The sequence below is a fragment of the Kitasatospora sp. SolWspMP-SS2h genome, from assembly GCF_003259315.1.
Taxonomy (GTDB): Bacteria; Actinomycetota; Actinomycetes; order Streptomycetales; family Streptomycetaceae; genus Kitasatospora; species Kitasatospora fiedleri.
Map to the genome: position 1 here is coordinate 80,685 of NZ_QLLT01000004.1, position 23,784 is coordinate 104,468.

The 23,784-nt window shown below is 75.3% G+C and carries 22 protein-coding genes; 10 read left to right on the forward strand and 12 right to left on the reverse strand.

Going from position 1 to position 23,784, the window contains the following annotated elements; translation table 11 throughout:
- Positions 1–328 precede the first annotated feature (328 nt).
- Both K353_RS06325 and K353_RS06330 read left to right on the forward strand, forming a co-directional pair.
- Positions 329–1,213 (forward strand): nucleotidyltransferase domain-containing protein, encoded by an 885-nt coding sequence (locus K353_RS06325; protein WP_111552582.1) that lies wholly within the window; start codon positions 329–331, stop codon positions 1,211–1,213.
- 2 nt (positions 1,214–1,215) lie between these two features.
- Positions 1,216–1,746, forward strand: a complete 531-nt coding sequence (locus K353_RS06330; protein ID WP_111552779.1) for a GNAT family N-acetyltransferase — start codon at positions 1,216–1,218, stop codon at positions 1,744–1,746.
- 7 nt (positions 1,747–1,753) lie between these two features.
- Here the strand turns inward: K353_RS06330 and K353_RS06335 are convergent, their stop codons facing one another.
- Together K353_RS06335 and K353_RS06340 are read right to left on the reverse strand one after the other, a co-directional pair.
- Entirely contained in the window at positions 1,754–2,560 is an 807-nt protein-coding gene (locus K353_RS06335; protein ID WP_111552583.1) for an alpha/beta fold hydrolase, read from the reverse strand.
- Positions 2,557–3,084, reverse strand: a complete 528-nt coding sequence (locus K353_RS06340) for a MarR family winged helix-turn-helix transcriptional regulator (protein WP_233533410.1) — start codon at positions 3,082–3,084, stop codon at positions 2,557–2,559. Before K353_RS06340 ends, K353_RS06335 begins: the two co-directional genes overlap by 4 nt.
- A gap of 131 nt (positions 3,085–3,215) precedes the next feature.
- Here K353_RS06340 and K353_RS06345 point away from each other — a divergent pair, with 131 nt between their 5' ends.
- Together K353_RS06345 and K353_RS06350 are read left to right on the forward strand one after the other, a co-directional pair.
- On the forward strand, positions 3,216–4,031 hold the full coding sequence (locus K353_RS06345; RefSeq protein ID WP_111552584.1) for an SDR family NAD(P)-dependent oxidoreductase: 816 nt from the start codon (positions 3,216–3,218) through the stop codon (positions 4,029–4,031).
- Positions 4,032–4,063: 32 nt separating this feature from the next.
- Positions 4,064–4,333, forward strand: coding sequence for a hypothetical protein (locus K353_RS06350; RefSeq protein ID WP_146616409.1), 270 nt, complete (start codon positions 4,064–4,066; stop codon positions 4,331–4,333).
- Positions 4,334–4,557: 224 nt separating this feature from the next.
- Here K353_RS06350 and K353_RS06355 read toward each other — a convergent pair whose 3' ends face one another.
- Positions 4,558–7,152 carry a BTAD domain-containing putative transcriptional regulator gene (locus K353_RS06355; RefSeq protein WP_111552586.1) on the reverse strand — a complete coding sequence of 865 codons (2,595 nt, stop codon included), beginning with the start codon at positions 7,150–7,152 and terminating at the stop codon, positions 4,558–4,560.
- 538 nt (positions 7,153–7,690) lie between these two features.
- Here K353_RS06355 and K353_RS36790 point away from each other — a divergent pair.
- Entirely contained in the window at positions 7,691–8,923 is a 1,233-nt protein-coding gene (locus K353_RS36790; RefSeq protein ID WP_111552588.1) for a M23 family metallopeptidase, read from the forward strand.
- A 200-nt stretch (positions 8,924–9,123) separates the two neighbouring features.
- On the opposite strand, the gene K353_RS06370 is transcribed toward K353_RS36790, so the two are convergent.
- The 5 genes from K353_RS06370 to K353_RS06390 all read right to left on the reverse strand — a co-directional run bounded on the left by K353_RS06370 (position 9,124) and on the right by K353_RS06390 (position 14,372).
- Complete coding sequence (locus K353_RS06370) at positions 9,124–9,762, reverse strand: vitamin K epoxide reductase family protein (RefSeq protein WP_111552589.1); 639 nt, start codon at positions 9,760–9,762, stop codon at positions 9,124–9,126.
- A gap of 5 nt (positions 9,763–9,767) precedes the next feature.
- Entirely contained in the window at positions 9,768–10,631 is an 864-nt protein-coding gene (locus K353_RS06375; protein WP_111552590.1) for a thioredoxin domain-containing protein, read from the reverse strand.
- Between the two features lie 167 nt (positions 10,632–10,798).
- Positions 10,799–11,437: a hypothetical protein gene (locus tag K353_RS06380; RefSeq protein ID WP_111552591.1), complete on the reverse strand. Its 639-nt coding sequence runs from the start codon at positions 11,435–11,437 to the stop codon at positions 10,799–10,801.
- Positions 11,438–11,670: 233 nt separating this feature from the next.
- Positions 11,671–12,939, reverse strand: a complete 1,269-nt coding sequence (thrS, locus tag K353_RS06385; RefSeq protein ID WP_111552592.1) for a threonine--tRNA ligase — start codon at positions 12,937–12,939, stop codon at positions 11,671–11,673.
- Between the two features lie 362 nt (positions 12,940–13,301).
- On the reverse strand, positions 13,302–14,372 hold the full coding sequence (locus tag K353_RS06390; RefSeq protein ID WP_111552593.1) for a YafY family protein: 1,071 nt from the start codon (positions 14,370–14,372) through the stop codon (positions 13,302–13,304).
- A 148-nt stretch (positions 14,373–14,520) separates the two neighbouring features.
- Here K353_RS06390 and K353_RS06395 point away from each other — a divergent pair, with 148 nt between their 5' ends.
- From K353_RS06395 to K353_RS06405, 3 genes are all read left to right on the forward strand, one after another.
- Complete coding sequence (locus K353_RS06395) at positions 14,521–14,970, forward strand: DUF3224 domain-containing protein (RefSeq protein ID WP_111552594.1); 450 nt, start codon at positions 14,521–14,523, stop codon at positions 14,968–14,970.
- Positions 14,971–15,100: 130 nt separating this feature from the next.
- A complete protein-coding gene (locus K353_RS06400; RefSeq protein WP_111552595.1) occupies positions 15,101–16,432 on the forward strand; it encodes a cytochrome P450 in 1,332 nt (443 codons plus the stop codon).
- Between the two features lie 112 nt (positions 16,433–16,544).
- Positions 16,545–17,327 carry an SDR family oxidoreductase gene (locus tag K353_RS06405; RefSeq protein WP_111552596.1) on the forward strand — a complete coding sequence of 261 codons (783 nt, stop codon included), beginning with the start codon at positions 16,545–16,547 and terminating at the stop codon, positions 17,325–17,327.
- Between the two features lie 29 nt (positions 17,328–17,356).
- Here K353_RS06405 and K353_RS06410 read toward each other — a convergent pair whose 3' ends face one another.
- A complete protein-coding gene (locus K353_RS06410; RefSeq protein WP_111552597.1) occupies positions 17,357–18,850 on the reverse strand; it encodes a SulP family inorganic anion transporter in 1,494 nt (497 codons plus the stop codon).
- A 196-nt stretch (positions 18,851–19,046) separates the two neighbouring features.
- Between K353_RS06410 and K353_RS06415 the strand changes: the two genes are divergently transcribed.
- Entirely contained in the window at positions 19,047–19,436 is a 390-nt protein-coding gene (locus tag K353_RS06415) for a MerR family transcriptional regulator (RefSeq protein ID WP_111552781.1), read from the forward strand.
- Between the two features lie 193 nt (positions 19,437–19,629).
- Here the strand turns inward: K353_RS06415 and K353_RS06420 are convergent, their stop codons facing one another.
- Positions 19,630–20,787 (reverse strand): ROK family protein, encoded by a 1,158-nt coding sequence (locus tag K353_RS06420; protein WP_111552598.1) that lies wholly within the window; start codon positions 20,785–20,787, stop codon positions 19,630–19,632.
- Between the two features lie 303 nt (positions 20,788–21,090).
- On the opposite strand from K353_RS06420, the gene K353_RS06425 reads away from it, so the two are divergent.
- Positions 21,091–22,119: a LacI family DNA-binding transcriptional regulator gene (locus K353_RS06425; RefSeq protein ID WP_111552599.1), complete on the forward strand. Its 1,029-nt coding sequence runs from the start codon at positions 21,091–21,093 to the stop codon at positions 22,117–22,119.
- A gap of 24 nt (positions 22,120–22,143) precedes the next feature.
- On the opposite strand, the gene K353_RS06430 is transcribed toward K353_RS06425, so the two are convergent.
- Together K353_RS06430 and K353_RS06435 are read right to left on the reverse strand one after the other, a co-directional pair.
- Complete coding sequence (locus tag K353_RS06430; RefSeq protein WP_111552600.1) at positions 22,144–22,803, reverse strand: hypothetical protein; 660 nt, start codon at positions 22,801–22,803, stop codon at positions 22,144–22,146.
- Positions 22,804–23,011: 208 nt separating this feature from the next.
- The gene (locus K353_RS06435; protein WP_111552601.1) at positions 23,012–23,773 is read right to left on the reverse strand and encodes a response regulator; all 762 of its coding nucleotides are present in this window, start codon (positions 23,771–23,773) and stop codon (positions 23,012–23,014) included.
- Positions 23,774–23,784 lie beyond the last annotated feature (11 nt).

Genomic DNA, 23,784 nt, shown 5'->3' on the forward strand with positions numbered 1-23,784 from the left:
CAGCCGAGCCGGGTGCGCCGATCATCCGGGCGGGACCGGGTCGGTCGGCCCAGGGCCGGGCGGGGCCGGGGCGACCGATTCAGGCCGGGCGCCGTGCGGGCGGCGACCGGTGGCGCGGTGGGGGCGGTGCGGCGCCCCCACCGCGCCCTTGTGCGTCCGGGCACCGCCCGCACACGGCGGGGCGCGCCGGTGCCTTCCGGTGCGGGCCGGTGCAGGCGGGTGCAGGCGGGTGCGTGTCGGTACGGGCCGGTGCGTGTCGGTGCGGGCCGGTGCGTGTCGGGCGAAAATGCCTGGCGGCGGACGGTGCGGTGGGGCAGGGTGGCGGGTGATGACGAACCAGGGCGCAGGTGCGGCGGCGGCGGAACGGGACGAGGGCAAGGACGGGCCCGGGCCCGGGCTCGGGCGGATCGCGGAGCGGCTGGCGCGGGTCGGCGGGGTGGTCGGGGTCTGCCTCGGCGGCAGCCGGGCGCGCGGCACGCACACCGCCGGGTCCGACTACGACCTCGGCCTGTACTACCGCCCCGGGCGGCTCGACACCGGCGCGCTGCGGGAGTTGGCCGCCGAGCTGTGCGGCCGTCCGGTGGAGGTGGCCGAGCCCGGCGGCTGGGGCCCCTGGGTGGACGGCGGCGCCTGGCTGGACATCGGCCCGGCACGGGTCGACTGGATCTACCGGGACGTCGAGCGCGTCCGCCACTACGCGGCCGAGGCCCGCCGGGGCCGGTACGTCTCCGGCCAGCAGCCCGGGCACCCGTACGGCGTGCCGTCCTACGCGTACGTCGGCGAGCTGGCGCTGGCCCGGGTGCTGGCCGACCCGGCGGGGGAGCTGGCCGCGCTACGGGGCGAAACCCCTTTTTTCCCGGCCGAGTTGACGCGGACGCTGGAGGCCGACGCGGCCTGGGAGGTGCCGTTCGTGCTGGCCAACGCGCGCAAGGGCGCGGGCCGGGGGGACGCCGGGTACGTCGCGGGCTGCCTGTTCCGGGCCGTCGGCCTGCTGGTGCACGCGCTGCACGCGCGGGCCGGGCGGTGGCTGGTCAACGAGAAGGGCGCGATCGCCTCGGCCGGTCGACTGCCCTGCGCTCCACCGGAGTTCGAGCGGTGCGCGCAGGAGCTGTTCGCCGCCGGCGGTACCGACCCGGCGAGCCTGGCGGCGCTGCTGGACCGGGCGGAGGAGCTGGCCGGCGAGGTGCTGGCCGGAGCGGGAGGAGCACCGTGACCGTGACCGAACTGACCACGCCCAGGCTGCTGTTGCGCCAGTGGCGGGACGGCGACCTGGACCGCTGGGCGGAGCTGAACGCCGACCCAGAGGTGCGCCGGCACTTCGGCACCCTGCTCGACCGGGAGCAGGCCGCCGGTTCGCTGGAGCACTTCCGGGCCGAGCTGGCGCGGCGCGGCTGGGGTTGGTGGGCGGTCGAACTCCGCTCGCAGGGAAGGTTCCTGGGCTTCGCCGGGCTCGACCCGGTGGACGAGGGGATGCCCTTCGACGGGATCGAGGCCGGCTGGCGGCTGCACCGCGACGCCTGGGGCCACGGCTACGCCACCGAGGCCGCGCGGGCCGTCCTCCGTTACGGCTTCGAGGAGTTGGGGCTGCCCGAGATCCTGGCCGTGATCGCGGCCGGGAACGCGCCCTCGCGGGCGGTGGCGCGGCGGCTCGGCATGGTGCACGACCCGGCGGCGGACTTCCTCGACCCGAGCGTGCCGCCCGGGCCGCAGCAGCACGCGGTGGTGTACCGGCTGGCCAGGAGCTGACTGGGCGTCAATTCTTTTGCTGAGAGCGGGATTCGTCCGGCAGTAGCAGGTGGTGGGCGCGGCGCAGCAGGGCGGTGAAGCGGTCGGGGTCGGTGAGGCTGAGCAGGTGCCCGCCAGGGGTGTGGAAGAGTCGGGCGGGGGCGCCGGAGGTGCGGGCGGCGGTCAGGAAGATCCGCTCGTCGGCGCGGAACGGCAGGTCGGAGCGGCCGTTGAGGAAGAGCGTGGGGGTGGTCAGCCGGCCGGCCAGGGCCAGGAAGTCGTGGCGGCGCAGTTCGGCGACGCCCTGGGTGAGGGCGGGCAGGTGGAAGCCGCCGGACAGCACCGCTTCGGCGGACTCCGGCGGGAGCAGCCGGCGCATCGCCCGGGCCTGGAGCCGGGCCGAACGCTCCTGCCCCAGGCGGTCGTTCAGCCGTCCGGCGGCGGCGTAGACGGCGGCCTGCGCGCCGCCGGTGCGAGCGGTGCAGCCGTGCAGGACGAGCGCGGCGAGGTCCGCGGGGTGGCGGACGGCGTGCGCCAGCGAGACGTACCCGCCCAGGGACAGGCCGAGCAGCAGAGGGCGGCGCCCGGTCGACTCGTACGCCTCCCGGACGGCGCGGCGGACGGTGGCGACGGCCGCGTCCAGGGTGAACGGGCGGTCGGCGAGGGCGCCGTGGCAGGGCAGGTCGGGGGTGCTGACTCGGAAGTCGGGGGCGAGGCGGCGGGCGTGCGGGCGCCACATCGCGCCGGACAGCCGGATGCCGTGCACCAGGACCAGCGGGGGAGCGGTGTCGGGGCCGAACACCGCCAGACCGGGCGCGAGTTGCCGTCCGGTCACGGCCGGTCCCCGCCGGCGGAGGGCTCCGCCGCGCCCGCCAGCATGTGCTCCTGCACCAGGCCCAGCACGTCCGCGGCGCGGCCGAGCCGCTCCGGGGGCGTCGCGCCGAACACCTCGGCGAGCAGGCCGCAGCGGGCGGCCCGGACCGCGTCCAGCACCCGGCGGCCCTCCGCGGTGATGGCGATGACGCCGCAGCGGCCGTCGGCCGGGTCGGCGCTGCGGCTGACCAGCGCGTCGGCGCGCAGGCGGCGCAGTTGCAGCGAGGCCGTCGAGACGTCGATGCGCAGGCACTCGGCGATGTCGGACACCCGCATCGGGCCCGCCGCCGCGAAGTGCTCCAGCAGCCGCAGCGCGCTGGGCGGCATGTCGCACCCGGCCAGCCGGGCCACCTCGGCGCGGACGTGCCTGCTCTCGCTCCACCGGACCAGCGCGGACAGCGCCGTCTCCAGCCGCGCCAGCTCCGGCGCGACGGCGGCAGCGGCGGCAGCGGCGGCGGCGGACGACGGGGTGGCTGGTGAGATCACCGGACCAGCCTACCGGGCCCGGCCGCACCCACCTGACGCTCCGGCAACTGCGGTACCGAGCAGCACAGTTGTCGTCCCCTCCGGTCGAATGCTTTGATATCTCAAAGCATTTCCGGGCGTGAAGGGGAACCATGGCCACCGCAGTGATCACGGGCGGGACGGACGGCATCGGCCGCGCCCTCGCCACCGTCTACCTGGAACGCGGACACCACGTCCTGGTGGTGGGCACCAACCCGGCCAAGGGCGCGGCGTTCCGGGCCGAGGCGCACCGGCACGGCGCGGGCGACCGGGCGCACTTCCTGGCGGCCGACCTCAGCCTGGTCGCCGAGAACCACCGCCTGATCGACCACGTCACCACCCACCACCCGGCCGTCGACGTCCTGGTGCTCGGCGCCCGCTACCACCGCTCCACCCGGGCCGAGACCGCCGACGGCCTGGAGGCCAACTTCGCCCTCTTCTACCTCAGCCGCCACCTGCTCTCGCACGGCCTGCTGCCCCGACTCCGGCGCGCCGAACGGCCCGTGGTGCTCAACTTCGGCGGCGCCGGACTGACCGGCCCCGTCCGCTGGGACGACCTCCAACTGCGCCACGACTACCCCGGCACCGGAGCCCTCGGCCACAGCGGATCGCTCTGCGACCTGCTCGCCGCCCACCTGGCTGCCACCCACCCAGACGTCCCCCAACTGGTCAACCACCCCGGCACCGTCGCCACCAGCTTCGCCGGCGAGTACGACCCCGCCACCGCCGCCCACGTCGCCCACCTGCGCGCCCACGCCAAGACCCCCGCCCAGGCCGTCGCCCAGATCCTCCCCTACCTCGACGCACCCCCGGCCCCCCTCACCGCCGTCCTCGAAGGCCACCGCGTCCCCACCGACACCCCGGCCTTCGACCCCGCCGCCGCACTGCGCCTGCACACCGCCACCGAGGAACTCCTCGCCGCGCTGTGAACGGCCGCCGGGGCCACTGCCACGCTGGTGCGATGGATCACCGCGAGACGGCCGCCCGGTGCTCCCCACCGCCGGCCATGTGCGCCGAGGGGGTCCTGCCGGCCGACCCGGACGGGATCGGAGCGGCGCTCCAGCGAGAGGCGCGGTCGCGACTGGCCGCCGGCCCGCCCCCGGCCCCGGCCGTCGCGCTGGAGGACCGGCGGTACGCGCCCACCGACACGCTGGACGGCCTGCGCGGCTGCACCGACCCGGAAGGCCCGGGCCGCTTCACCGCCGCGGTCGAGGAGGACCTGGACCGGTAGGAGGTCCTGGACCGGGTCGGTGGCCCACTGGGGGCCGGGTGCGCCCGAGGACGACCCCGCCCGGCCCGTGACGCGGCCCACGCTCCGGGAGGGGAGTTCAACCGTCCCGGCCGTCCGCCGCCCCTCCGGGACCGTGGTCTCCAGGAACAGGACCGGTCCGGCCACGTCGGACACGGTGGCGGCCCCGGGGTCCGTGTCGACCACTGCCGGGGCAGGTCTCGGGGTCAGCGGGCGGCGCAGGACTGGTCAAGGGCGGTCGGATCCGCCGTGCCGGTGGTGGCGGTGTGGTCGGACTCCTGGACCCGGGCGGTCTCGAAGGCCAGCAGCCGGCAGTGGCGGGCCTGTTCGGCCTCGCCGAAGTGCGCGTGGGCGCGGGCGGTGGCTTCCAGGGCCGCAGCGATGCCGTGCCGGTCGTCGAGCGTCCGGGCGATGGCGAGTGCCTCGCCGAGGGCGGCGAGTGCTTCGTCCCGGCGGTCGAGCACGCGCAGGGTGTCGCCGAGGTCGACCAGGGTGGCCCCGGTCGGGCCGGTCAGGCCCCGGCGGCGGAACACGCCGAGCACCTGGCGGTAGGTCCGTTCGGCGGCCCGGGCGTCACCCGCCGCCAGGTGCAGGCCGGCCAGCGTGTGGAGGGCGAGCGCCGGCTCGGTCTCGCCGGCCGCCTCGAAGAGCCGCAGGGCCCGGTGCACGGCGGCGAAGCCGTCGGCGAGGCGGCCGGCCTCCTTGTGCACCAGGGCCTGGTTCGCCACCATGCAGGCCACGCCGCGGGACTTGCCGAGCCCGGTCAGGATCCGTTCGGCGGTCAGCAGGTGTTCCAGCGACTCGTCGTCCCGGCCGGCGCAGCCGAGCGCCGCCGCGAGGCAGCCGTACAGTCCGGCCTGCGCCTCGCGGTCTCCGACCGCCCGCGCGGTGTCCAGGGCCGTCGAGACGACGGCCTGCCAGGCTCCCTCCCACCAGTAGCTGTTGCCGTAGCCGTTCAGGTGGGTCGCGATCCGCCAGGCCAGCTCCGGGCGGCCGGACCCGCCGGCCCGGGCCACAGCCTCCCGGATCGCCGGCATCTCCCGGCGCAGCCAGCCGAGGGCGTCCTCGGCGGTGCCCAGCTCGGGCAGCGGAACGCGGGTTTCCTCCGGCGGGGTGCGGACGGGCCAGCAGAGCGATTCGGCGTGCTCGACGGCGACGGTGTACCAGGTCAGCAGTCGCAGGGTGGCCGCGTCCCGCTCGCCGGGGGCCTCCTCGGCGCGGACGAGCTCGTCCGCGTACCCGGCCAGCAGGTCGTGGAAGCGGTAGGAGTGCGCGGTGGGAGCCTCGATCAGGTGGGCGTCGTAGAGGACGTCGAGCAGGTCTGCGGTCTCCACCGGGTCCCGGTCGGCGAGGGCCGAGACGGCTTCCAGGGAGAGCGGGGTGGCCGACCAGAGCCCCAGCAGCCGGAACAGCCGGGCCGCCTCCTGTTCGACCGGGCGGGAACCGGTCACCAGGGCGTGGTAGCTCATCGCGAAGGCGTCGCGGACGGCGAGGTCGTCGAGGGCCAGGGCGCCCAGACGGTGGCGGGGTTCGGCCAGCCGGGAGGCGAGGGCGCTCAGCGGCCAGGCCGGCCGGGTGGCGATCCGGGCCCCGGCGATCCGCAGGGCGAGGGGCAGCCCGCCACAGGCGGCGACGATGCGGTCGGCCGAGACGGGGTCGGCCGCGATGCGCTCGCTGCCGCAGATCCCGGCCAGCAGGGTGTGCGCCTCCGGCCCGAGCGGGGCCAGCGGGATCCGGACGGCCTCGGTGCCGGCCAGGGTGTGACGGCTGGTCACGAGAACGGCGGACGGGCCGACGCCGGGGAGCAGCGCGTCGATCTGGGCGCTCTCGCGGGCGTTGTCCAGCAGGATCAGAACGCGACGGTCGGCCAGCGTGGCCCGGTAGAGCGAGGCCCGGTCGTCGGTGTGGTCGGGGACGGCGGAGCCGGGCACCCCGAGGTCGGTGAGGAAGCGGCCGAGCAGCCCGTGCGGGTCGCGGGGCACGTCGCCGCAGTAGCCGCGTAGGTCGGCGTGGAGCTGGCCGTCGGGGTAGTGCGCGCGCAGGAGGTGGCCGGCGTGGACGGCGAGGGCGGTCTTGCCGACGCCGCCCATGCCGGAGATCACCACCACACCGCCGGACGCCGCACCACCGCTCGCGGTACCGCCGGACGCCGTCGCGTCGCCGACCCGCAGCAGGGCGTCCCGGAGAAGCCGCAGGGGCTGCTCGCGTCCGATGAAATCGGCGGTGTCACGGGGGAGTTGGAACGGCTTCGGTGTCCGGCCGGTCGCGGTCGCGGGAGACGTGGCGGCCGCGGGAGACGCGGTGGCCGCGGGAGACGTGGACGCGCTCTCCCGGCCGAGGGTCAGCAGGACCTGGAGGGCGTCCCGCACTTCCGGGCCGGGATCGATGCCGAGTTCCTCGGCCAGCCGTCGGCGCAGCGCGTGATAGACGTCCAGGGCCTCGGGAGTCCGCCCGGCGCGGTGCAGGGCCAGCATCAGCTGCCGGTGGAACACCTCCCGCAGCGGGTGCTCTGCGGCGAGTGCCGCGAGTTGGGCCACCAGGCCCGGCTGAGGCCCGCCGCGCAGCCTGAGGTCGGCGCACCACTCCAGGAGGCGCAGCCGGGTTTCGACGAGCCGGACCGCGGTCGGCGAGTCGAGCAGGCTCGGCAGTCCGGTGAACGGTTCCCCCCGCCACAGCGCCAGGGCCCGTTCCGTCTCGGTCCCCCACGCGTCCCAGTCCTGCGAGAACCGGGCCGCGGCGGCCCGGTCGGCAGCGCTGCCGAAGACCTCCAGGTCGAGTTCGCCGGGACCCACGGCGAGCACGTAGCCGGGGGGGTGGAGCGGAGCCGGTCGGAGCCGGCCGGGGCGAGGGCGCGACGCAGCCGGGCCGCGTGGTTGTGCAGGGCGGAGACCGCGCTACGCGGGGGCCCGCCCTCCCAGAGCAGGCTCACCAACCGGTCCACCGCCAGGGCCCGGTTGGCGTTGAGCAGCAGGACGGCCAGCAGCAGCCGTACCTTCGGACCCGTCACCTCCGCTTCCACCCCGCCCACCTCGACCCGCAGCGGGCCGAGCAGCGCGAACCGAACTTCCATGTCATCCCCCCGACGGGTGCTGCGCACAGCGCGCGCCTCCGGCTGTGATCCGAATCTGAGTCGCCTTTGCGTGGCCGTCGGGAAGATCGTCCCGACGGGCCGGGCCACTGTGTCCGTCCCCGTGCGGCCGCCCTCGCGGGCGGCCTTCGAACACGCCCGAAGACTATCCGCACGCCAGTTCCGCACGGCGGCAGCGACGTACGGCCGACCGGATTCTCCGGCAACCGGCCGTGCGGTTGCCGCGGCGGCTTCTCGTACCGGGGGATTCCATGTCCAGGCGCTCCTTCTCCATCTCGCTCGCGGTGCTCGTGGCCTCGGCCGCCATCGGCCTGCCCGGTCCGGCGGCCCAGGCCGCCGGCCGCCCGGCCTTCCAACTCCCCTTCCCGTGCGGGGAGACGTGGACGGCCACCACCTACTCCGGGCACAGCCCGGCCAACTCCGTGGACTTCAACCACTACCCCGAGGACCTGGGCCGACAGGTCTCCGCCAGCGCGCCGGGCACCGTGGTGGCGGCCGGAGCCAGCAACGGTTGGGCCGGGAACGAGGTGCGCATCGACCACGGCGGTGGTTGGACGACCCACTACGCCCACCTCTCTGCCGTGACGGTCGCCGTGGGCGCCAGCGTGCAAGCCGGTCAGGCGGTCGGCCGGGTCGGCAGCACGGGCAACTCCACCGGCCCGCACCTGCACTTCGAACAGACCCTGAACGGAGTCGGCCAGCAGACCACCTTCGACGGGGTCGCCTACGCAGGCGGAACCCGGACCTTCACCAGCAACAACGCCTGTGCGCCCACGAGTCCGCCGCCTCCGGCCTCCAAGGTGTTGCGGTGGTTCCTGTCGGACCAGGGGTGGTCGGGTGTGTCGACGCGGCCGGCGGTGGATTTCGGGAGCACGCCGATGGTGCCGGTGGTGGGTGATTTCGATGGGGACGGTGCGGATTCGGTGAGTGCCTATGATCCGACGACGTCGACGTTCTACCTGGCGAACTCGGGTGGGGTGGCGGAGTCGACGTTGGTGTTCGGGGTGTCTGGCAATCGTCCGGTGCTGGGGCGTTGGGACGGTGGTACGGATCAGATCGGTGTCTACATGGGGGACGGGAAGTTCCATCTGCGGATGGGTGACGGTTCGGTGCGGGTGTTCGCGTTCGGCAACGGCGGTAACTGGCGGCCTCTGGCGGGGGACTGGAACGGTGACGGTGCCGAGACGGTGGGTGCCTACGATCCGGCGACCTCGACTTTCTACCTGCGTGACAGTCTCACGGCCGGTGCGGCGGATCGGACCTTGACCTTCGGCAACCCGGACAACATTCCGGTGGTGGGGGACTGGGACCGTACCGGGCGCACCGAGATCGGTGTCTACAACCCGGACAACCGGACCTTCTACTTCCGGCACGCCGATGCGAGCGTCACTTCCGTCACCTACGGCGACAGCGGGGACACCCCCGTCACCGGCGACTGGAACGGCGACGGCTGGACCACCCAAGGCACCGTCCGCGGCATCTGATCGAGCTCTCCGAAATCACCGACGAAGCGGACGCCCACCTCGCCCGGGCACTCGGCGTGTGTCCGGGGCGTCGCCGGCGCGACGATCATCCTCCGGACCTCCGGGCACCCCGTACCGAGCAGCCAGGGGCGGCCCGGGGCGGACGCGAACGGCCCCCGCCCGGGAGAAGTGCGGGTGGGGGCCGTCGGGCGGGGTGGGGATCAGAGGAGGGTCGACCAGTAGTACCAGAAGCGGTTGAGGATCAGGAGGGCGATCACCAGGTAGGCGGCGACCGGGACGAGCCACTGGAAGCGGAGGGCGGCCAGGCGGCGGAGGGGGGCGGGGGCGGGGAGGACGCCGGTGCGGAGGTTGTGGACGGTGGTGTACCAGAAGGCGGTGATGACCACGGCCCAGACCACCATGCAGTAGGGGCAGAGCGCGCCGATCTCGTACAGCGCCTGGTCGACCAGCCAGGCGACGAAGCCGAGGCCGAGCAGGGTGCCGGACTGGAGGGCGAGCCAGAACCAGCGGCGGTGGGCGGCGCCGGCGACCAGGCCCGCGCCGACCGCGGCGAGGGCGCCGAAGGCGGCCAGGCCGATCAGCGGGTTGGGGAAGCCGAAGGCGGACGCCTGGGCGGTGCGCATGATCGAACCGCAGCTGATCACCGGGTTGATGTTGCAGCTGGGCTGGTAGGCCGGGTTCTCCAGCAGCCTGAGCTTGTCCAGGGTGAGGACGGCCGAGGCGGCCAGGCCGATCAGGCCGGCGACCAGGAGCATCCAGGCGTAGCCGCGGGAGGCGCCGATCGTGGCCTTCCCCGGGGCGGGCGCGGTGGCGGGGGTGGTGGTGAGGGCCGTGGTCATCCGGGTCACCCGCCGATGGTCTGCTTGACCAGGGCGGTGAACCGGTCGCCGGTGAGCGGCTTGCCGTCCTGGCCGATCACGGCGAGCTGCTTGCCGTCGAGCTTGACCGTCGGGGTGCCGGAGACGCCGCTGCGGTTGAACGCGCTGGCGACCTTGGCCGCCCAGCTCTTGTAGGTGCCGTCGGTGACGGCCTTGGTGAACGCCTCGGTCTTCAGGCCCGGGACCTGGCCGGCCAGGTCGAGCAGGTGGTTGACGTCGCCGAAGCCGTCCTCGCTCTCGGCGGGCTGGTTGGCGTACAGCACGTCGTGGAACGCCTTGAACTTGTCGACGCCCTCGTTCAGCGCCGCGCCCGCCGCGGCCAGCGCGGTCTTCGAGCCCTTGCCGCCCAGGTTGTTGTCCAGGAACGCGGCCAGGTGGTACTCGATCTTGTAGTCGCCCTGGTCGGCGAGCTGCTGGACGCTCTTGCCGGCCGAGGTCTCGAACGCCTGGCACACCGGGCAGCGGAAGTCCTCGTAGACGGCCAGGGTGTGCGGGGCGTCGGCCTTGCCGTAGACGACCACGGTGTCGTCGGTGGCGCTGGTGTGGGCCGGGGCGACGGCGGCGGCCGTGGACGAGCCGTCGCCCTTCGAGCCGCCCGCGATCGCCAGCGCGGTGCCGCCCGCGATCACGGCCACGGCGGCGGCCACCGACACGCCGATGGTCAGGCCGCGGCGGCGCTTGGCGGCCCGGGCCTCGGCCTGCTGGGCCTGCTTGAGGCGCTCGCGGGCGGTGGCGCGCTGCTGCGACCGGGACGGGGACTGCGACTCGGACTTCGACGGGGACGGGGGCTTCTGGGGCTGGGACTGCTGGTTCGTGTCGTTGCTGGTCATGGTGATCCGTCGTCTCCTCGGCACCCGGCGGCAGCGCGGTCCGCCGCCCGTCCGGGGACGGGGCGGGACACGGCACACGGCACGGCGCGGCGGGGTGCGGGTAAAGAAGGGGGGAGGGGCGCGCCTCGGCGGGCGCCCGGGACGGAACGCGTCCGGGTGACGGTCCGTCAGCTGGCGAGGGCCGGCTGCGGGGGGCCGCGACGCGGAGCGGGGGAGAGGACGGGTACCTGGGGACGGCGGGCCGCGGGCTCGGTGCCCGGGGACGGCAGCAGCGCGGCCGGGCAGGCCGGGCGGACGGCCGACAGCAGCGCGCGCCAGGGTGCGGGCAGCAGGCGGGCCAGTGCGTCCAGGGCCGCCGCGACGCCGCTGAGCGCGTCGTCCGCCAGCCGCAGCCAGGCCGCGGCGGCCAGCGCCAGCGCCAGGTGCACGGCCAGCACCAGCAGGCGCAACAGGCCCGCCGAATCGTGCGTCCACTGCGCGAACAGCTCCGAGCCGCCCACCGAGTCGCCGCCGCAGACCAGCAGGTCCACGCCCCGGGCGGGTCGCGCACAGGCGTCCTGGCCGAGGTTGAACGTGGTGTTCAGCAGCAGCTCCACCGGGACCAGCACGGAGGACAGCAGCAGGAAACGGCGGCGCGCCCCGTCGAGGACCACCGCCAGCAGGAAGACCGCGACGCTCGCCGCCGCGACCAGGGTGAGCGGCAGGGCACGCCCGGTGATCGCCACCTGGCCGAACGCGGCCAGCGGCACGGCGAGCGCGGTGAACACCGCGCCCCGCAGGGCCTTGGTCGCGTGAATGCCGGTCATGGTGAAGGAGTATGGCACGCCGAAGGTCCCGGGGACGAGGGTCGGACGGCACCCGTCCCGACCGCCCGTACCGTGAATAAGCCCTGCGTAAAGGGGGTGTGGGTCGGGTGCGGGACGGGTGCGGTGCGGACGGGGCACGGGTGGCGGGCGGTTCCGGGGACGTCCCCGGGACGGCGTGCGGGCGGTGCGCCGACGGTCGCGGCGTGGGCGGCGTCACGTGCCCCGGGTGGCGCTCACCACAGCTCCACGGCGTGCGACCGGACGCGTCCGGCGATCCGCGCCAGCACCTCGTCGGCCGGCGCCGGGCCGAGCCGCCGACCGTCCCGGAGCCGCAGCGCGAGACTCCCGGCGGCGGCCTCGCGCGGACCGAGCACCACCTGGTACGGCACCAGCCGCGCCGCCCGCACCCGGGCCCCCAGCGAACCGCGCTCCGCGCCCAGCACCTCGGCCCGCAGGTCCAGCTCCAGGCAGCGGGAGACCAGCGCCCCGGCCGCCTCCGCCTGCTCCGCGCCCAGCGGCAGCACCGCCAGCTGCACCGGCGCCAGCCAGGCCGGGAACGCCCCGCGGTGCCGCTCGACCAGGTGCGCCACCGCCCGCTCCACACTGCCCACCACCGACCGGTGCACCATCACCGGCCGGTGCCGCGCCCCGTCCGGCCCCACGTAGCGCAGGTCGAACCGCTCCGGCTGGTGGAAGTCGACCTGCACGGTCGACAGGGTCGACTCCCGCCCCGCCGCGTCCAGCACCTGCACGTCGATCTTCGGCCCGTAGAACGCCGCCTCGCCGACCCCCTCCTCGTACCGCAGGCCCAGCTCCGCCAGCGCCCGCACCAGGACCGCGGTCGCCCGCTCCCACAGCTCCGGCCGCGCCGCGTACCTGCCCCCCGGGCCCGGCAGCGACAGCCGGTAGCGGGACGGGACGACGCCCATCGCCCGGTACGCCGCCGCGATCAGCTCCAGCGCGCCGCGCACCTCCGCCGCCGCCTGCTCCGGGGTGCAGAACACGTGCGCGTCGTTCAGCCGGATCGCCCGCACCCTGGTCAGCCCGCCCAGCACGCCCGAGCGCTCGGAGCGGTACATGTCGCCCAGCTCGGCCATCCGCAGCGGCAGCTCCCGGTAGCTGCGGGAACGGGACCGGAACAGCACCGCGTGGTGCGGGCACAGGCTCGGACGCAGCACCAGCTGCTCGTCGCCGCCCATCTCCAGCGGCGGGAACATGTCCTCCCGGTAGTGCCCCCAGTGCCCCGAGAGCTCGTACAGCTCGCGCTTGCCCAGCACCGGCGAGTAGACGTGCCGGTAGCCCGCCCGCCGCTCCAGGGCGCGGACGAAGTCCTCCAGGCTCCGGCGCACCACGGCGCCGTCCGGCAGCCAGTACGGCAGGCCGGAGCCGATCAGCGGATCGGTGTCGAACAGGCCCAGCTCGCGACCCAGCCGGCGGTGGTCGGGCCCGGCGGGCGCGACGGGAACGTCGGGTGCTGCGGGAACGTCGGGTGCTTCGAACACGGCGGTCTCCTCGGGGACGTACGGAACGGGTTCACGGGGAGGGGCCGGACCGCCGGGGAGGACGCGCACGCGCACACACGAAAGCCCCGGAGCTCTCGGCCCCGGGGCTCGCACACGCACAGCGGTCAGCGCGCCGGGACACTCTCCGGCGTCGTCGTCGACCTCGCGGCGCGCTTCATGCCCGCCACCGTAACGGCCCGCCCGGCGATCGGCACTCGAATATCCGCGGCACCCGAATATCCGCGCTGCGCCGGGTATCCGCAGTGCGCCCGGCCGGTGCCGTGCCACCACGGCGCGGTGGCCGCCCCGGGAGAATCGCGTGCCGCCCCGCTGGACGGGGGTGCTCGGCGGACGCGGCCGGATCAGGACGGGGCGGCCGTGGTGTCCGCGTCGGCGTAGCGGCGGGCCAGGGCGGCGACCGCCTCGGCGACGGCGGCGCGCAGCGAGGGCGGGGCCAGCACCTCCGCGTCCGGGCCGAGCCGGAGCAGGTCGGAGACGGCCACCGGCGTGGACTCGACCGGGAGTCGGACCACCGCCCAGCCCTCCTGGTCGGGCGGGCCGGCCTGCCGGGCGGCCTCGGCGCCCGCCGTGCCGAACTGGGCGGGCAGCAGCCGCAGCGCGCGCGGGGAGACCCGGACGGTGGCCGTGTCCTGGTGCAGCATGCCCGTCAACTCGCGGGTGGTGGACGCCCAGTGCGCGGCGAGGTCGAAGTCCGGCGGGCGGGTGAAGTGCTGGTCGGCGACCTCGGCGGCCAGGATCCGGGAGACCCGGTAGGTGCGGACCGCGACGGCGGCCCCGGCGGGCGGCGCGGCGTCCCCGGGAGCCGGTGAGGTGCGGGTGGGGGCGGGCGGGACGCCCTCGGGGGCCGGCGCGGCGGATGCCAGCAGGTACCAGATGCCGCTCTTCAACACCAGTCCCAGCGGCTGCAGTTCGCGGTGCACCTCGCCGCGCCAGCGCCGGTAGTGCACGCGCAGGACCCGCTGCTCCCAGACCGCCTCGGCGACCCGGGCCAACTCCGGCACGGGGTCCGCGTCTCGGAACCAGGAGGCCGGATCGAGGTGGAAGCGCTCCTGCAACTGCCGTGTCCGGTCCGCGAGTTCGACGGGCAGTGCGGCCCGCACCTTCAACTGGGCGGTGGTCAGCACCGCGCCCAGGCCCAGCTCCTTCGCCGCGTCCGGCACCCCGGCGAGGAACAGCGCCCCGGCCTCGTCCCCCGTCAGTCCCGTCAGCCTGGTCCGGTAGCCGCCCACCAGCCGGTACCCGCCCGTCCGGCCGCGCTCGGCCAGCACCGGCACGCCCGCCGCGCCCAGCGCCTCCACGTCCCGGTGGACGGTGCGCACCGATACCTCCAGCTCGGCGGCGAGTTCGGCGGCCGTGCACAGACCCCGGTTCTGGAGCAGCAGGAGCAGGGCGAGGAGACGGTCGGCGCGCACCCCGCCATCATCGCGCAGACCGGCCGGAATACCTGACAAGAGGTGTCAGGTATGGCCGCCAGCCTTGGTGGTGCGGCGCACCCGGCGGGGCGCGACCGCAGGCCCTCGCTGCGCGGAACCGCCGCGCACCGGACGGAAGGACGGCGCCATGACCACCGCAGACACCACCGGCACCACCATCAGCACCATCACCGGCACCACCATCACCGGGAGCATCGGCTTCGCCGACTGGACGGAGCAGGAGGTGGCGTCGAGCGCGTCGGGCCCGCGCACCGCGCACGCCTCGGTCGCGAACACCTTCACCGGCGGCATCGAGGCGGTCCGCACCGCCTGCGACTACAGCATCGCCTACACCACCGGCCACGAAGGCGTGTTCACCGGCGTGGAACTGGTCACCGGCGGCATCGAGGGCCGCCACGGCACCTTCGTCCTGGAGCAGCGCGGTACCTTCGCGGCCGACGGCACCATCCACTGCGCCTTCACCGTCGTCCCGGGCAGCGGCACCGAGGAACTGGCGGGGCTCACCGGCACCGGCGAGTACGTCTGCCGCACCGACGCGGAGTCCATCCCCTACTCGTTCAGCTACCGGGTGCAGTGAGGGGGACCGGGGGAGGCGGCGCGGGAGGCGCCGGCAGGGGGAGGTTGCGCCAAGTCGCCGGTGGGGGGCGGTCCTCCCGTTAGGGTGGTCGGTGTCCGTACGGTGCAGTCCAGCGTGGTAGGAGAGTGCCTTGGCCACGGCCGCCAGCAGTGTTCTTCCCGAACTCGACGCCGGGGCGTTCGCCCGCTGGCGGGCCGGCGGCGGGCGGGTGGTCGATCTGCTGGGTGCAGTACGGGAGTTGGGGCCGGTCGCGGGGTTCCGGCTCGGGGACCGGCAGGTCGTGCTGGTGACCGGGGCGGGGCAGGTGCAGCAGGTGCTGGCGAAGCGCCCCGACACGTACGTGAAGCGCGGGCACCGGGTCAAGCCGCTGTTGGGCGGCGGGCTGCTGTGCGCGGCGGGTGAGCCGTGGCGGCGTCAACGCAAGCTGTTGCAGCCGCAGTTCACCGGGCGCGGCATCCGGACGTACGAGCCGCAGATCCGGGCCGCGGTGGCGGACACCGCCGAGCGCTGGCGGGTGGCCGCCGCGGCGGGGGAGGTGCGGGAGATCGACGCGGACCTGCGGCACTTCTCGCTGGACGTGATCTGGCGTTCGCTCACCGCCCACCCGCTGGACCCGGACACCCGCCGGCGGCTGGTCGCGGCCGGGGAGGGCTTCGCGGCGATCCCGGCGTTCGCGCCCGCCACCGGCGACACCGCGATCGACTTCCGGGAGGCCAACGAGCACGTCGACCGGGTCGCCGAGCGCGCGATCGCGCTGGCCGAGGAGGCCGAGGAGCCGGGGCTGGTCCAGGTGCTGCTCCGGGCCGCGGCCGAACTCCCGGACTACACCGAGCGCCTGGTGCGCGACGAGCTGATGACGCTGGTGGTGGCCGGGTACGAGACCACCGCCACCGCGCTCGGCTGGCTGTTCCTGCTGCTGGACGCGCACCCCGAGCAGCGGACCCGGGCGCTGGCCGCCGGACCGGCCGGTTCGGCCGAACGGGCGGCCGCGATCCGGGCGTTGATCGACGAGACGCTGCGGCTGTACCCCGTGGCCTGGCTGATGCCCCGGTACGCGGCCGAGCCGGACACGCTGGACGGCATCCCGATCGAGGCCGGGACGACGGTGCTGCTCTCCCCGTACCTGACCCACCGCGACCCCGGGCTGTGGCCCGACCCGGAGGAGTTCCGCCCGCAGCGCTTCCTGGACGCCGAGCGGCGCCCGGCGCCCGGCGCGTACCTCCCGTTCGGGCTCGGGCCGCGGGCCTGCCTGGGAGCGCAGTTCGCCGTCCGGGAGATGGCGCTGCTGCTGGAGGAACTGCTGCCCGCGTACCGGGTCGAGATCCGGGACGCCCCCGCCGGGGCCGGGTACGGACTCACGGTGCACCCCGACGGGCCGGTCCGGGCCGTGCTGCACGCCGAGACCGCGGACGCGGCCGAGACCGAGGTCGAGAACGAGGCAGTGGTGGCGGCGGCGGAGTAGCGCACGGGGCTGCGGGGCGGGGTGGTGGGACGGGGTTGTGGGGCGGGGGCTGCGGGACGGAGCCGGAAAACGGTTTGTCAGGGGGCCTGGCGAACCGTCAGGATCCGGTGCCGTGAGAGCCGCCGACCCGCATCCCGCCCGCGCCGAGCGCCCCGTCGCGCTGGTCACCGGCGTCGGCCGGACGGTCGGCATCGGTGCCGCCGTCGCCGAGCGCCTGGCCGCCTCCGGGTGGGACGTCGCCTACAGCTACTGGACGCCGTACGACACCCGGATGCCCTGGGGCGTCGAGGACGGGGCGGTGGCGGCCGTCGGCGCGGCGATCGGCGCGCACGGCGCGCGCCACCTCGCGGTGCCGGCCGACCTGGCGGACGGGGCGGAGCCCGCCCGGCTGTTCGACCGGGTCGAGGCCGGGCTCGGCCCGGTCACCGCGCTGGTGATGAGCCACGCCGAGTCCGTCGACTCCGGGCTGCTGGACACCACGGTGGAGAGCTTCGACCGGCACTTCGCGGTCAACGCCCGGGCGAGCTGGCTGCTGATCCGCGAGTTCGGCCTCCGCTTCACCGGCGCGTTCGGCACCGGCCGGATCGTCGCCCTGACCAGCGATCACACCGTCGGCAACCTCCCGTACGGCGCCAGCAAGGGCGCCCTCGACCGGATCACCCGCGCCGCCGCCCGCGAGCTCGCCCACCTCGGCGTGACGGCCAACGCGGTGGACCCGGGCCCCACCGACACCGGCTGGATGGACGAGGCCCTGCGCGCCGAGACGGTCGCCCGCACCCCGCTGGCCCGGCTCGGCACCCCGCAGGACGCCGCGCACCTGATCGACTTCCTCTGCTCCCCGCAGGGCCAGTGGATCAACGGCCAACTCCTCCAGAGCAGCGGCGGGTCGAAGTAGCGTCGAAGTGGCTGGTGGCCGGCCCCGGGTCAGTGGGCGACGGCGAGTTCGCCGCTGAGGCGGTCGTGCAGGGCGGCGCTGGGGTGGTTCAGGCCGGTGATCTCGACCTGCTTGCCGCGCTGGGCGTACTTGGCGCGGACGGTGTCGAGGGCGGCGACCGAGGAGGCGTCCCAGACGTGGGCGGCGGCCAGGTCGATGACGACCAGGTCGGGGTCGCCGGCGTAGTCGAAGCGGGTGGTCAGTTCGTCGGCGGAGGCGAAGAACAGGTCGCCGGTGACGGCGTAGACCACCCGGTCGCCGTCCGGGTCGGGGGTGGCGGTGACGTCGGCGTGCTGGGCGACCCGCCGGGCGAAGAGGGCCGCGGCGAGCAGTGAGCCGATCACGACGCCGATCGCCAGGTTGCCGGTGGCGACCACCACGACCACGGTCACCGCCGTGACGGCCGACTCGCCGACCGGGAGGCGGCGCAGCGTGGCCGGGGCGATCGAGTGCCAGTCGAAGGTGCCGAAGGAGACCATCACCATCACGGCCACCAGCGCGGCCATCGGAATCCGCGAGACCACCGGTCCGAAGACCAGGCAGAGCACCAGCAGGAACGTTCCGGCCAGGAAGGTCGACACCCGGGTCCGGGCGCCCGACACCTTCACGTTGATCATCGTCTGGCCGATCATCGCGCAGCCGCCCATCCCGCCGAACAGCCCGGTCACGATGTTGGCGACGCCCTGCCCGATCGATTCCCGGCGCTTGTCGGAACGGGTGTCGGTGATCTCGTCCACCAGCTTCGCCGTCATCAGCGACTCCATCAGCCCCACCAGCGCCATCCCCAGCGCGTACGGGGCGACGGTGGCCAGGGTGTCCACCGTGAACGGCACGTCCGGCAGGCCCGGCACCGGCAGCGAGGACGGCAGCGCGCCCTGGTCGCCGACCGTCGGCACCGCGACGCCCGCGCCCACCGTCACCAGCGTCAGCACCACGATCGACACCAGCGGCGCCGGCACCGCCCGGGTCAGCTTCGGGAACCACACCATCAGCGCCAGGGCGGCCGCCAGCAGCGGGTACACCGACCACGGGACGTGCGTCAGCTGCGGCAGCTGGGCCAGGAAGATCAGGATCGCCAGCGCGTTGACGAACCCGACCATCACCGCACGCGGCACGAACCGCATCAGCCGGGCCACGCCCAGCGCGCCCAGCACGATCTGGAACACCCCCGCCAGGATCACCGCCGCCACCAGGTAGCCGAGGCCGTGCTCCCGGTTCAGCGGGCCGATCACCAGCGCCACCGCGCCCGTCGCCGCCGAGATCATCGCCCGCCGGCCGCCCACCACCGAGACGGTCACCGCCATCGTCACCGACGCGAACAGGCCGATCTTCGGATCGACCCCGGCGATCACCGAGAACGAGATCGCCTCCGGGATCAGCGCCAGCGCGACCACCAGGCCGGCCAGCACCTCGGTGCGCCACACCTTCGGGTCGGAGCACCAGGCGGGCAGGCGGAGGGAGCGGGACAGGGCGGAGGAGGACAAGAGGCGGCAACCCGTCGTGGAGGGGGAGGGGAGAATGAAGGAGGGAGACCGAACTCTACCCTGACGTGAGGGTAGGGTTCGCCCGGTGGACGGAGGAAGGCGCAGCGTGGGCGAGGACGTGGACGTGGCCGGGACCGGGGCCGGGGTCGTGCGCGCGGACGAGGGCACGGACGGAAGCGCGGGCCCGGACCGGCACATGCAGATCGGCGAGGTCGCCACCCGCACCGAACTCTCCCTGCGCACCATCCGCCACTACGAGGAGACCGGCCTGGTCGTCCCGTCCGCCCGTTCCCGGGGCGGCTTCCGGCTCTACACCGAGCGCGACGTCGCCCGGCTGATGGTGATCCGCCGGATGAAACCGCTCGGCTTCACCCTCGACCGGATGCGCGAACTCCTCGACGCCACCGACCGCCTGGACGCCGACGGCCCCTACGGCGAAGGCGGCCGCCCCGCGCTGCTCGCCCTCGTCCGCACCTACGAACGCGCCGCCGCCGAACAGGTCGACCGCCTGCGCGTCCAACTCGCCCGCGCCGAGGACTTCGCGCACACCCTCCGCACCCGGCTGGACGAAGAACCCGGCACGTGACCGGCCCGCCCCCGGGAACCGCCCGTCGCGCCCGTCGGGTGGGGGTGGCGCCCCTCCGCCACGTCCACCGGGGCGACCCCCGGGGGCGGGCCCTCGACCGGGCGGACGAAGGCCGCCCAGCCGGCGGGGGCGAAGGCGAGGACGGGGGCCGCTCGGGTCCTCGGAGTTCCGGAGGTGGCAGGGGTGGGCGTCGTCAGCGCGCCGTGCTGTCCGACCGTGCGGGCGGCAGGTTCACCGGCGCGGTGTTCCGGGGCGACCCGGCCGTCCCCGGCACCCGGGCCGTTGCGGAACCGCTCCGGTAGGGGGCGCGGTCAGCGCGGGCCGGCGGGCCGGCGGGCCAGGTGTGGCGGGTGAGGGCGGCGGCGCCGATGAGTCCGGCGTCGGTGCCGAGGTGGGCGGGGTGCAGGGTGAGGTGGCGGGTGAAGGAGAGGGTCGCGTAGTCGGCGAGGTGGCGGGTGAGCGGGTCGAAGAGGAGCGGGCCGGCCTGGGCGACGCCGCCGCCGACGACGGCGGCGTCGAGCTCGACCAGGGTGGCGGTGGCGGCGATGCCGGCGGCGAGGGCGCGGGCGGCGTGGTCGAAGGCGGCCAGGGCGAGCGGGTCGCCGGTGCGGGCGGCGCGGGCGACGGCACCGGCGTCGGCGTCCTGGCCGGGGCCGGGGGTCCAGCCGAGTTCGGCGGCGGTGCGGGCGATGGCGGTGCCGGAGGCGAGCGTCTCGACGCAGCCGCGGGAGCCGCAGGGGCAGCGGCGGCCGTTGTAGTCGATGGTGATGTGGCCGAGGTGCCCGGCGTTGCCGGTGGTGCCGGTGTGCAGGGCGTTGTCGAGGACGAGTCCGGCGCCGACGCCGGTGGAGACGACCAGGCAGAGCACGTTGCGGTAGGGGCGGGCGGCGCCCCGCCAGTGCTCGGCGGCGGTCATGGCGAGCGCGTCGCCGCCGAGGGCGAGCGGCAGGTGGCGGGCGGCGGGGTGTTCGGCGACCTGGTCGAGCAGCGGGAACTCCCGCCAGCCGGGGATGTTGACGGGGCTGACGGTGCCGCGGGCGGTGTCGACCGGGCCGGCGCTGCCGATGCCGAGGGCCTGGACCCGGTGCCAGTCCGGGTGGCGGGCGAGGTCGTCGAGGACGTGGTCGACGGCGGTCATCAGCTCGTGCCGGTCGCCGTCGGCGGGGGTGGGCACCTGGAGGCGGTGGTGCAGGGTGCCGCGGGTGTCGACCAGCCCGCCGGCGATCTTGGTGCCGCCGATGTCGAGGGCCGCGATCAGCGGCCCGTCGACCGGTCCGGGGGCGGGAGCGCCGTCCGGTGCGGACCCGTGGGAGCCGGGGGCGACGGCGGTACCGGCCGTTTCGTAACTCATCGTGACGTCTCCGCAGGTGTGGCAGGGGAGCGCCGTGGTGCTGGGCAGGGCGCTGCCGGGTCGTACCCGGTGATTCTGACGCGATCTGACAACGTTGTCCAGCGCCCTCGGTCGCGGTCCGGTGCCTCCGGTACCGAGCGGCCCGGGAGGCCGGTCACCCCCGCCCGACTGCCGCTTCGCCGGTGCCGCTCACTGCCTGTAGCTGCGGTGACAGGGGCGGTGGCGGCGGTGCCGGGCGGACGGCCGGACCTCGGGCGTGCCGGGGCCCGCCGGGCCTGCCGGGCCCGCACTATCCTCCCTGGCATGACCAGCAGCCCTGCCAGCAGCCCTCGCGGTGCCCGCCCGACCATGAAGGACGTCGCGGCGGCGGCCGGGGTCGGGCTGAAAACGGTCTCCCGGGTGGTGAACGGCGAGAGCGGGGTGACGCCCGAGATGGCCGCCCGGGTGCGGACCGCGATCGAGACGCTCGGCTTCCGGCGCAACGACAGCGCCCGGCTGCTGCGCACCGGCCGGACGGCGAGCGTCGCCCTGCTGCTGGAGGACATCAGCGACCCGTTCTCCTCCGCGCTCTCCCGCTCCGTCGAACAGGTCGCGGCGGCCGAGGGCTGCCTGCTGTTCACCGGCTCCAGCGCCGAGGACCCTTCGCGCGAACGGGAGTTGGCGCTGGCGTTCTGCGCCCGGCGGGTGGACGGGCTGATCGTCGTCCCGGCCGGGGACGACCACCGCTACCTGCTGCCCGAGATCGAGTCCGGCACCCCCGTGGTCTTCCTGGACCGCCCCGGCAGCCGCATCGACGCCGACGCCGTACTCAGCGACAACGCGGGCGGCGCGCAGGCCGGCACCGCGCACCTGATCGCCCACGGCCACCGCCGGATCGGCTTCGTCGGCGACCTCCCGTCCATCCACACCGCCGCCGAACGCCTGCGCGGCTACCGCGCGGCGATGGCCGCCGCCGGACTGCCCGTCGACGAACGCTGGGTCGACTGCGGCCCCACCGACCGGGCCCGGGTCGCCGCCGCCGTGCACCGCCTCACCACCGGCCCCGACGCCGTCACCGCCCTGTTCACCGCCAACAACCGCGTCACCCTCGTCGCCCTGCACCGGCTCCCGGCCGCCCGCCGCCCCGCCCTGGTCGGCTTCGACGACCTCGAACTCGCCGACCTGCTCACCCCCGGCCTCACCGTCGTCGCCCAGGACCCGGTCGCCCTCGGGGCCCTCGCCGCCCGCCGTCTCTTCGACCGCCTCACCGGCGACACCACCCCGCCCGCCCGCCTCGAACTCCCCACCCTCCTCGTCCCGCGCGGCTCCGGCGAGACCCCGCCGCCGGACTGAGCCCGGCGGCGGGCGGTGGTGCGGTCAGTTCCGGAGGGCCAGCTCCAGCCAGTGCCGCCGGTCCTCGCCGATGCGGTGCGGGGGGAGGCCGGTGATCCAGGCGGCGACCTCGGGGCCGACCGGCAGGTCGCGGTGGAAGCCGAGGCGCAGGTCGGGGAGTTCGCCGTAGGCCAGCCACCGGTCGAGGGTGTCGGCGAGGTGGCGGTTCGCGGTGGCGGTGGGGGTCTCGGCCCAGGTGCGCAGCCAGGGGGTGACCGTCCCGGTGGCGACGGCGAGGGTGCCCAGCACCTCGGCGGCGTCCGCGCCCGGGTCGGCCAGGGCCGCGGGCCACCAGGCGTCCAGGACCTCCCGGACGAGTTCGGCGCGGTGCCAGTCCGGCCAGCCGGCGGCGACCAGGCGGTCGGCGACCAGCGGGCCGTCGACGGCCAGCGTGCCGGTGGTCAACTGGCGCAGGATGCGCGGGGCGAGGCGCCGGTAGAGGGTCGGGAAGTCCGTCCAGTGGTCGGGGCTCTTCGCGGCCACCGAGTGCAGCAGACCGTTCGGAACCAGGGCCGGCGGACCGGCCAGGGCCGCCAACTGCCCGGCGGTGTAGCAGTGTTCGCAGCCGCCGACCGCCGGTCCGGGGCGGGCGGTGCGGTCGAGGGCGTCCAGGGCGTGGTGCAGGCGCTGTTGCGCGGTCGTCATGCCGGTCCCTGCCGAGGGGTACTCCGCCGGGGCGTCCGGCGAAGAGGGCGACGCTACCAGCAGCCGCCCCACCGTGGCGCGGCGGGGACCTGACGACGCGGTGACCTGACGACGCGGTGGCCCGCAGGCGGCCGGTGCGGAGCGGGACGCGGGGGAGTGCGGGGCCCCGGCCGGGGTGGGGTGGGCCCGGCCGGGGCGGTGGGGCGGTTCAGTCGCGGGGCGGGCGGGTGGCGGTGTCGAGGTAGAAGGCGTCGATGCTCTGCACCGCCTGCTCGAACTCCGCCAGGTTGACCGGCTTGGTGACGTAGGCGTTGGCGTGGCTGCTGTACGCGCCGGTGACGTCGTCGGGGGCCGCGGAGGTGGTGAGGACCACGACCGGGATGGTGCGCAGGTCCTCGTCGGACTTGAGGACCCGGAGCAGGTCGCGGCCGTTCATCCGGGGCATGTTGAGGTCCAGGACGATCAGGTCGGGTCGGACGGTGCCCGGGTCGCGCAGGTGCTCCAGCGCGGCGAGGCCGTCGGTGACCTGGACGAGGTTCCGGGTGCCACGCTCGGTCAGCGCCTCTTCGATGAGCATGGCGTCGGCGACGTCGTCCTCGACCAGCAACACGTCGAAGGCACGGGCGGGGCTGGTCATGGTCGGGGTCTCCGTAGGTGCTTCGTCGGAATGGTCGTAGAGGCCGGGCCAGCGCTGCCGGGCCCCCTGGCGGGTCATGCCGCATGCGGAGCCGAGTTGGGGGTAACCGGCCCCTGCCCTGGCAGCGGTCGCCGCCGCGTCCCGCTGGAGGCGTTCCGCGGCCTGCTGGAGCTGGTTCAGGACGTGCAGCGTGCTGAGGGCCTGCCTCAGCTCGCCGCCGTTCTCCTGGAGCAGCTCGGCGACCAGGCGCCGTGCCAGCCGCGCCACCGCGGCGTCCGCGATCGCGGCCGTCTCCTGAGGGGTGGAGCGGAGCACGAAGTTCTTGCCAGGCATGGTCGAAACAA

Excerpts from the sequence above, each read along its gene's own strand:
- K353_RS06350 (WP_146616409.1), top strand. The coding sequence starts at position 4,064 with ATGGATCACCGCGAGACGGCCGCCCGGTGCTCCCCACCGCCGGCCATG.
- K353_RS06325 (WP_111552582.1), top strand. The coding sequence starts at position 329 with ATGACGAACCAGGGCGCAGGTGCGGCGGCGGCGGAACGGGACGAGGGC.
- K353_RS06380 (WP_111552591.1), bottom strand. The coding sequence starts at position 11,437 with ATGACCGGCATTCACGCGACCAAGGCCCTGCGGGGCGCGGTGTTCACC.
- K353_RS06425 (WP_111552599.1), top strand. The coding sequence starts at position 21,091 with ATGACCAGCAGCCCTGCCAGCAGCCCTCGCGGTGCCCGCCCGACCATG.
- K353_RS36790 (WP_111552588.1), top strand. The coding sequence starts at position 7,691 with ATGTCCAGGCGCTCCTTCTCCATCTCGCTCGCGGTGCTCGTGGCCTCG.
- K353_RS06395 (WP_111552594.1), top strand. The coding sequence starts at position 14,521 with ATGACCACCGCAGACACCACCGGCACCACCATCAGCACCATCACCGGC.
- K353_RS06375 (WP_111552590.1), bottom strand. The coding sequence starts at position 10,631 with ATGACCAGCAACGACACGAACCAGCAGTCCCAGCCCCAGAAGCCCCCG.
- K353_RS06370 (WP_111552589.1), bottom strand. The coding sequence starts at position 9,762 with ATGACCACGGCCCTCACCACCACCCCCGCCACCGCGCCCGCCCCGGGG.
- K353_RS06430 (WP_111552600.1), bottom strand. The coding sequence starts at position 22,803 with ATGACGACCGCGCAACAGCGCCTGCACCACGCCCTGGACGCCCTCGAC.
- K353_RS06420 (WP_111552598.1), bottom strand. The coding sequence starts at position 20,787 with ATGAGTTACGAAACGGCCGGTACCGCCGTCGCCCCCGGCTCCCACGGG.
- K353_RS06345 (WP_111552584.1), top strand. The coding sequence starts at position 3,216 with ATGGCCACCGCAGTGATCACGGGCGGGACGGACGGCATCGGCCGCGCC.
- K353_RS06435 (WP_111552601.1), bottom strand. The coding sequence starts at position 23,773 with ATGCCTGGCAAGAACTTCGTGCTCCGCTCCACCCCTCAGGAGACGGCC.
- K353_RS06415 (WP_111552781.1), top strand. The coding sequence starts at position 19,047 with ATGCAGATCGGCGAGGTCGCCACCCGCACCGAACTCTCCCTGCGCACC.